An 8,504-nucleotide genomic window follows, 5' to 3' on the forward strand; every position below is an offset into this window, starting at 1 on the left:
CTGACTTGCGAAGTCAGAGGATTGGGTAAAATAGCTGTGATGGCTTAAATACGGGGAAAATCTGACTTGCGAAGTCAGAGGATGGGGGATAAGTCTGGAAATGGCGTGTGTACGCGGAAAATCTGACTTGCGAAGTCAGAGGATTGAAATAAATTCAAATTTACATTTTTCTCACAATTTTATGACAATAACATTAATTATAAATATTATCATATAATTAATGAAAATTTGTGATATTACACAACTTTATAGCCCTATAAGTGGTGGTATAAAGACTTATATTGAAGATAAAAAAAGCTATTTATTAGATAAACCAGATTTTGAACATATTTTAATAGTACCATGGAAGGAGGATAAGGTTTTAAGATACAAAAATACAGTTGAATATTATATAAAGTCACCAAGGATACCCTTTTCTAAAAGTTATCGATTATTTGTAAAATTGAGGAAGATATTAAATATAATATCCTATGAAAAACCTGACCTAATAGAAGTTAATGACCCCTATATTACTGCGTTAATATCACTATATATTAAAGATAAATATAATATACCCCTTATTGGTTTCTATCATTCTGATATAATCAGTGCGGTTAAGAGAACTTGTATAAAATTTTTCCCTTCATTGTTTGGCCCAGTGTTGGAGCAACTTGTTTCTCTATATATTAAAAATATTTATAGCAAAATGAATGCTACTATTGTCACTACAAATCATTCCCAAGAAAAACTAAAGAGTTGTGGTATAAATAATACTCATAAGATGCCTTTTGGAATCAATACTAAATTGTTTTACCCAGAAGATTGTAAAATAGATGTTTTTAGAGAATTAGGCTTACCTAAAGAGGCAAAATTGTTATTATATGTTGGACGTATTGCTAGAGAAAAAAACATAAAAATGTTAGCAGAATTACCACGTTTAATAGAGAAATTTAAAGTATACTTTCTCTTTATTGGTGATGGAGAATTAAGTAAGGTTTTAGATAATATTAGCAGAAATAATCCTAATATAATACATATATACTATATAAAAGATAAAAATAAACTTAGAAGGTATTATTCAGCAGCAGATCTATTTGTTCATGGTGGTGTTGAGGAGACTTTTGGTTTAAGTGTATTAGAGGCAAAAGCTTGTGGGCTAAGAGTAATAGGATTTAAAAACAGTGGTTTAGATGAGATAATAAATGATGCTAATTGTCTTATAAAAGATAGAAAAGCCTATTCAATTGCAGAAAAGGCTGAAGAATTATTAGGTAATGAATTTACAGAAAAAGATAAACTTCTAATGCACAGAGAGGTAGCCGAAAAATATGAATTTAACAGATTTTTCTTTAATTTAACTAAGGTATATGAAAAAGTTGGAGATAAACAATACTATAATAAAAAAGGATTTTCTGTTCAAATAGCAGATAATTTTAAATAATAAAATATAGTTTAATTGCATTTAATTTATTTTTAAATTATAATTATTATAGGCTTTATTAAAAGTCAAAAAATGTTTGGAGAAAATTATGATTAAAATTAAACTTTTGTTTGTAACAATGTTAGTATCAATATGTTTGATGTTATCAACTAGTTATTTAAAAGCTGATGAAGTTAAAAGTGGTTTTACTTCTGTGCCAACTGTAGATTTTGAAAAGGCTTATAAGAAGCTGAGTGCAGAAAAAAAATATTATATGCAAAGACAGAAAAAATTACTTAATGAACGCTATGATCTTTCAAATATACCTTCAAAAGACATCACCATGTCTAGAGGTAAGCCTATACAAACTGGCGTTAGGGTAAAGCTTCCAAAGGGTGTGAAAAGCTTTGAAGAGTTATCTAAAATGACTCCAGAGGAAATAAAGGAAAAAGGTTTGTTCCCTAAAGGTTTTTTGCCGCTACCACATGCAAAACATGAAGCAGGAGGGCAAGTATATCCTCAAATGCAAATTGATGAAATCAAGAAACAAGAAGGGCGTGATTTGTCACGTTTTGATATTGAGTATGATATACCAGAACATTTTTTGCCTGAATTCCCACCTGCGATCTACTTGACTACAAGACCAGATTTAGGTGATGTGTCTAAAGGTGAATTAGTGACAATTAAAAATTATTATAGATTATTTAAAGATATATTAACGCCAAAACAATTGGAAGGCTTGCGATTGTTAGTTACTGCCTTTCCACAACAAGAATTTAATATGACTGATGATAGAAAATCAAAAGAACCTTCAAGAGGAGTTGCATGTTTTGATTGTCATGCAAATGGGCATACAAATGGGGCTTTCCACTTAGAGCAATCAGTTAGACCCCATCCATATAGAATGAGAATTGACACCCCAACGTTAAGAGGGGTTAATATACAACGGCTATTTGGTTCTAAAAGAGCTTTAAAAAGTGTAGAAGATTTTACTGAATTTGAGCAAAGAGGGGCCTATTTTGATGGTGATATAGTTATAGCAACAAAAAAGGGAGTAAATGTACTTGAAAGGGGAAGTCAGGTACATGCAATGGCAGAGTTTCAAGAGATTTTAGATTTCCCCCCAGCTCCTAAACTAAATGTTTATGGTAAATTAATAAAAGAAAAGGCAACTCCCGCTGAATTGAGGGGTCAGGAGCTCTTTTTTGGAAAGGCGGAATGCTCTAAGTGTCATACCCCACCATTTTATACTGATAACCTTATGTATGATCTAAAAGTAGAGAGATTTTATAAAGATACATCATATAATGGTAAAAAAGCTTCTGCTGAAGGCTTAATTAAAAACTTTCCACTTAGAGGGCTTAAAGATTCTCCGCCATATTTACATGATGGTAGATTGCTTACAATTGAAGATACTGTAGAGTTTTTTAATTTGATATTAGAACTTAAACTAACAAAAAGCGAGAAAAGTGATTTAGTAGCTTTTTTGAGATGTCTATAATTTAATTTTTACAAAATTAATAAATAGGAGGCTTAAGCCTCCTATTTTTCTTTTATATAAATATTGAATTAATCCATATCAAAATAATTATAGGTGGTACGACATATTTTACTAAGTTGTACCAAAATATAAATAAGTCAGCTTTATAAACCCCCTCATTTGAGTAGAGATTATAGATTTGTTTTTTATTTGAAAACCATCCAACGAGTATTGCACACATTAATCCACCAAGTGGTAGTGATATATTGGCACAAAAATATTCAAATAGATCAAAGATGTTTAGGCCTAAGACTTTAAGCTCACCTAAAACATTAAAACTAAGTGCCGCTGGAATTGAGAGTAAAAATACTGCTAGACCATAAAAAAGAGATATTCTTCTTCTATTAATATTAAAAGTTTCAGTAAAATAGGTTATAGCGACCTCCATCATAGAGATTGATGATGTTATTGAGGCAAATGTGAGGAATAAGAAGAAAAGTATTGAAAATATAATACCTACTGGCATAGCAGAGAAAACCTCTGGTAAGGTTATAAAAACTAAATTTACACCTGAGGCTGGGTTTAATCCGAAAGAAAATACAGCAGGAAAAATTATAAAACCCGATATAATCGATATAAAAAAATCCAAAAATGCAACCATTGCTGCAGCTTTAGGTAGGTATTCTTTTTTTGATAGATAAGAACTATAGGTAAGCATTGTTGATAGTCCAACAGAGAGAGTAAAAAATACTTGACCCAATGCTGCTAAGATTGTTGTTTTATTTATCATAGAGAAGTTAGGTTTTAAGTACCATTTTATCCCTTCTATGGCATTTTCAAGTGTTAATGAACGAAACATTAAAATAATTATAAGAATAAACATAATGGACATCATAATTCTGCTATATCGCTCAATACCTTTATTTATCCCTTGTATTACAATAAATATTGTGAAGAAGAGAAACAAAAAAGTGCAAAATATTATACTATATGGATCAGTAACAAAATTATTAAAAAATTCACTATAGTTTATGTCTGTATTAACTATATTGCCAGTTAGGGAATTAATAAAATAATAAATAGTAAAACCACCAACAACAGAATAAAAAGATAATATTATAAAAGAAGTAAATACATTTAAATAGCCTAAATACTTAAATTTACTATTAAATTTTTCATAACTCTTAACTGCATTTGCTCTACCATGTCTACCTATAATAAATTCAACAAGCAATATTGATACGCCTATTGTAAACATTGTAATAGCATAGATTAACACAAATATACCACCACCAGAGACTCCTGTTAGGTAAGGGAATCTCCAAATATTTCCCAAACCTATAGATGAGCCAGCAGAAACTAAGACAAACCCAAAAAAATTTGAAAACTCAGCTCTTTTCTTTTTCATAATCCTCTATTGGTTAATTATTTAAATTTAACACAAAAATACCAATATGTCATATTACAAAAAATTCATTATTGAATTTTTGTTTTTATTTTATAATATAATTTACTAAAAAATAAAAGAGGGTCTATGCATATAATAGTATTAGCAGGGGGGCAGGGGACAAGGTTATGGCCTGCTTCTAGAAAAAACTTTCCAAAACAATTTTTAAGGTTATTTAGTAACAAACCGTTAATTTCTGAGACTTTAGAGAGATTGGGCAACTTTGATAATATGTTAATTGCAACAAATAGAGAGCAGAAGTTTATATTAAATAGATTTTTGAGCAGAGATTTCAATAACATTGATATTATAGATGAACCATCTATGAGGAATACATTGCCAGCTATTGCATTATCAGTAAGGTACTTAAAGGAAAAATATGATCTAAAGGAAAAAAGTATTATTTTTGTTACACCTTCTGACCATGTAATAAAACCACAAGAGAAGTTTATAGATACTATCAAAAAGGCTGAAATTTCTGCGCAAGAGGGATATATAGTTACAATGGGAATCAAACCAACTAAACCAAGCACAGGTTATGGATATATTGAAATTGGAAGTAATATCAGAGATAAAACCTATAAAATTAATAGATTTATTGAAAAGCCTTCTTATGAAAAGGCAAGAGAGTTGATAAAAAATAATAAATATTACTGGAATTCAGGTATGTTTATGTTCCCATTATATGTTTTTGAAGAAGAGTTAGAAACCTATGAAAAGAATATTTTTAGTATATATAACAAAGGCTACGATTATATGTTAAGCAATTACAAGATGCTTACTAATATATCAATAGATTATGCAATAATGGAAAAAACAGAAAAGGCTGCTTGTGTAGTTGCTGAATTAGATTGGAGTGATATTGGTTCGTGGGATTCTGTCTATGAAGTAAAGGAAAAGGATAGTGAAGGGAATGCAATTAAAGGTAATGCTTTAACAAATAATACCTCTAATTCACTAATCTATAATGAGTCTTCTAAAAAATTGATTACAGCTGTAGATGTGAAAGATTTATTGATTGTTGATACCCCTGATGCTTTGTTAATTGCAAAGCGTGGCTCTAGCCAAAAAGTAAAGGATATTGTTAATAATATTAAATATAATAATGAAGAATTAGTAAATTTTCATACTAAAGTTTATAGACCATGGGGAACATATCAAGTCTTAGATGAAGATGAAAACTTTAAAGTTAAACGCATTGAGGTTTTTAGAGGTGAAAAACTAAGTTTGCAATTACATAAACATAGAGATGAACATTGGACAGTTGTAAAAGGTGAGGGGGTTGTTACTCTGAATAATGATAAAATAAAAGTTAAAGAAAATAGTAAAATATTTATTGAGAAAAATACCAAGCATACAATAGAAAATACTGGTGATGCAACTTTGACTTTTATTGAGGTTCAATGTGGTAGCTATCTAGGTGAGGATGATATTGTAAGATTTGAAGATAAATATGGAAGGGTTTAAATATGGCTAAAAAAATCAAAAACATTGGTATTTTAGCAACCAGAATTGAAGGCACTGATGGGGTTTCTCTAGAAATAGACAAATGGGTACATGTTTTAGAAAGGAATAATTATAATTGTTTTTATTTTGCTGGCTCTACTGATATGGATGAGGATAAAAGCTTTATTGTAGAAGAGGCTCATTTTAATCATCCAGATATTGAGGGAATCAATAATAAATGTATTGGCACAAGAACAAGAGATATACAAATAACTAAAAAAATAGATAAATTAAAGTATTATATTAAAGATCAGATATATAGATTTGTTAAAAAGTTTGATATTGATTTAATAATAGTAGAAAATGCGTTATCAATACCTATGAATATTCCATTAGGGCTTGCAATAACTGAATTTATAGCTGAAACAGGATTTCCAACTATAGCTCATCACCATGATTTTTACTGGGAGAGAGAAAGGTATTTAGTAACAGCACTAAAAGACTATTTTGATGCAGCATTTCCTCCAAACTTGAATAGTATATCCCATGTTGTAATAAATAGCCTTGCTAGTGAAGCATTGTCTCATCGAAAAGGTATTACTAATACCATAATACATAATGTTTATGACTTTGCAAATCCTCCGTCATTAGAATGTGAACATTGTAAGGAAATTAGAGAAGCATGTGGTCTAAATGATAATGATTTATTTATACTACAACCTACAAGAATAGTACCAAGAAAAATGATTGAAAGGGCACTAGAGATAGTTTCCTTAATGAATATAAAAAATAAAGTGCTTGTAATATCCCATGCGTCAGGGGATGAGGGAGATGTTTATTATGAAAGAATTATTGATTACGCTAAGAGGTTAAATGTTAGAATCGCAAATATTGATCACCTTATTGGGACTCAAAGAGAGGTTGCAAATGGTAAGAATAGTAAAAAGTTTACAATTGACCAAATTTATAAATGTGCTGACTTAGTTACTTACCCATCAAGCTATGAAGGCTTTGGTAACGCTTTTTTGGAAACTATATATAATAAAAAACCAATAGTCGTTAATAGATATTCTATTTATATTGCAGATATAGAGCCAAAAGGTTTTGATGTGATTGATTTTAACGGCTTTATCTCATCAAAAGAGATAAATCGAATTAATGAGATATTAGAGGATAGGGAAAAATATTTAAATATGGTTGAAAAGAATTTTGAGAAGGGGAAAACATATTTTTCTTTCGAGGTCTTAGAACACTACCTTTTACAAATTATAAGAAATATTGAGCTAGAACAGCTTAACAATGAATAATCTATCAATAATTATTTTACACTATACTTGTCCACCAATTGTTGGAGGAGTAGAAGAGGTTGTCAGACATCAAGCTTCCATTTTAAGCAGATATGGTCATAGGGTTAAAATAATAGTAGGAGAGGGTGAAAAGTTTGACCCTAGTGTTCCTGTTGTTTCAAATAGTTTATTGAGTTCAAGGAATTATGAAATAATTAAAATGCAAAATGAATTATATAAAAATAGAAAAGAAGATATTGAACATTTTAATTATATAAAAAATATGATTAAACAATTCTTGTTAGCCCATTTAAAAAAATATGACATATTAATTGCGCATAATGTTTTAACTATGCGGTATAATTTACCATTAACATATGTTTTGCATGAGATATCAAATGATGAGATCATTAAGGTAGTAGCATGGTGCCATGATTCATTATATTTTTACAAAGGTATCCCAGAGCAATATCATAGAGAGCCTTATAATATTTTGAAAAAGTATAATGAAAAAATTCACTATGTAACAATCTCTAAGAGCAGGCAATTAGAGTTTAATAAACTTTTTAATAAAAATATAAAAATAATAGAGAACGGAATAGATCCATCAAGTTTTTTTAAACTAACTGATACAACTAGAGAAATAATTGAGAAACTCAATTTGTATGAAACAGATTTTATAATGGTACAACCATCAAGATTACATCCTAGAAAAAATATTGAGCTGTCAATTAAGATCACTAAGGCTTTAATTGATCAAGGTTTAAAAACAAAATTGTTGGTAACTGGTGCATTTGATCCTCATGAGAAAAGTACCAAACAATACCATAAAAAACTTGAAAATTTAATCAACGAACTATCAGTAGGTGAGAATGTCTTTGTTTTAGCCTCCTTTAGAGATGAGTTTAATAAACTATTATTAAGTAGTACTTCAATTATAAGAGACTTATATCTTATCGCTGATGCACTAATTATGTCCTCAATACAAGAAGGCTTTGGTATACCTTTAATTGAAGCTGGGATGATAAAACTCCCTATTATTTGCTCAAACATTGAACCTTTTAGACATATTGCAGAAGGCTATGCGTTGTTTTTTGATCTAAATGAGGAGCCTAGCCATATAGCTAAAAAAATAATTGATTATATGGAAAGTTTGCCAACTAGGCGTTTTTTTAGACATGTAATTAATAATTATACCTGGGATAATATATATAAATATAAGCTATATCCATATTTAAAGAGCATAGTAGGTGATTAGTTTAGTTTATTCTCTTTGCTAAAATTGTAATACCACCTTTTGTCTTTTCATTTATATTAACACAAATATTAAAATTATCAGGTATATAGTGCTCAACCCTTGATGAAAATTTAATTAAACCAATTTTCTGTCCCTGTGTTATTTTATCTCCTACTGCTGGATAAAAAACAACCCTTCGAGCAACTACT

Annotated in this window: 7 protein-coding genes; 5 read left to right on the top strand and 2 right to left on the bottom strand. The window is 29.5% G+C overall.

Going from position 1 to position 8,504, the window contains the following annotated elements:
* Nucleotides 1–220 precede the first annotated feature (220 nt).
* Together SVN78_06440 and SVN78_06445 are read left to right on the top strand one after the other, a co-directional pair.
* A complete protein-coding gene (locus SVN78_06440; protein ID MDY6821242.1) occupies nt 221–1,420 on the top strand; it encodes a glycosyltransferase in 1,200 nt (399 codons plus the stop codon).
* An 88-nt stretch (nt 1,421–1,508) separates the two neighbouring features.
* Nucleotides 1,509–2,900, top strand: a complete 1,392-nt coding sequence (locus SVN78_06445) for a cytochrome B6 (protein ID MDY6821243.1) — start codon at nt 1,509–1,511, stop codon at nt 2,898–2,900.
* Nucleotides 2,901–2,952: 52 nt separating this feature from the next.
* On the opposite strand, the gene SVN78_06450 is transcribed toward SVN78_06445, so the two are convergent.
* Nucleotides 2,953–4,287: a sodium-dependent transporter gene (locus SVN78_06450; GenBank protein MDY6821244.1), complete on the bottom strand. Its 1,335-nt coding sequence runs from the start codon at nt 4,285–4,287 to the stop codon at nt 2,953–2,955.
* A gap of 126 nt (nt 4,288–4,413) precedes the next feature.
* Between SVN78_06450 and SVN78_06455 the strand changes: the two genes are divergently transcribed.
* Genes SVN78_06455 through SVN78_06465 form a run of 3 tightly spaced genes read left to right on the top strand, consistent with a single transcriptional unit; the run spans nt 4,414 to nt 8,316 of the window.
* Nucleotides 4,414–5,793, top strand: coding sequence for a mannose-1-phosphate guanylyltransferase/mannose-6-phosphate isomerase (locus SVN78_06455; GenBank protein MDY6821245.1), 1,380 nt, complete (start codon nt 4,414–4,416; stop codon nt 5,791–5,793).
* A 2-nt stretch (nt 5,794–5,795) separates the two neighbouring features.
* Nucleotides 5,796–7,079, top strand: a complete 1,284-nt coding sequence (locus SVN78_06460) for a glycosyltransferase family 4 protein (GenBank protein MDY6821246.1) — start codon at nt 5,796–5,798, stop codon at nt 7,077–7,079.
* The gene (locus SVN78_06465; GenBank protein MDY6821247.1) at nt 7,072–8,316 is read left to right on the top strand and encodes a glycosyltransferase family 4 protein; all 1,245 of its coding nucleotides are present in this window, start codon (nt 7,072–7,074) and stop codon (nt 8,314–8,316) included. Before SVN78_06460 ends, SVN78_06465 begins: the two co-directional genes overlap by 8 nt.
* A gap of 1 nt (nt 8,317) precedes the next feature.
* On the opposite strand, the gene SVN78_06470 is transcribed toward SVN78_06465, so the two are convergent.
* Nucleotides 8,318–8,504 (bottom strand): phosphatidylserine decarboxylase (locus SVN78_06470; GenBank protein MDY6821248.1); only part of this gene is annotated, 187 nt, incomplete at its 5' end.

This window comes from Deferribacterota bacterium (assembly GCA_034189185.1).
Classification (GTDB): Bacteria; Chrysiogenota; Deferribacteres; order Deferribacterales; family UBA228; genus UBA228.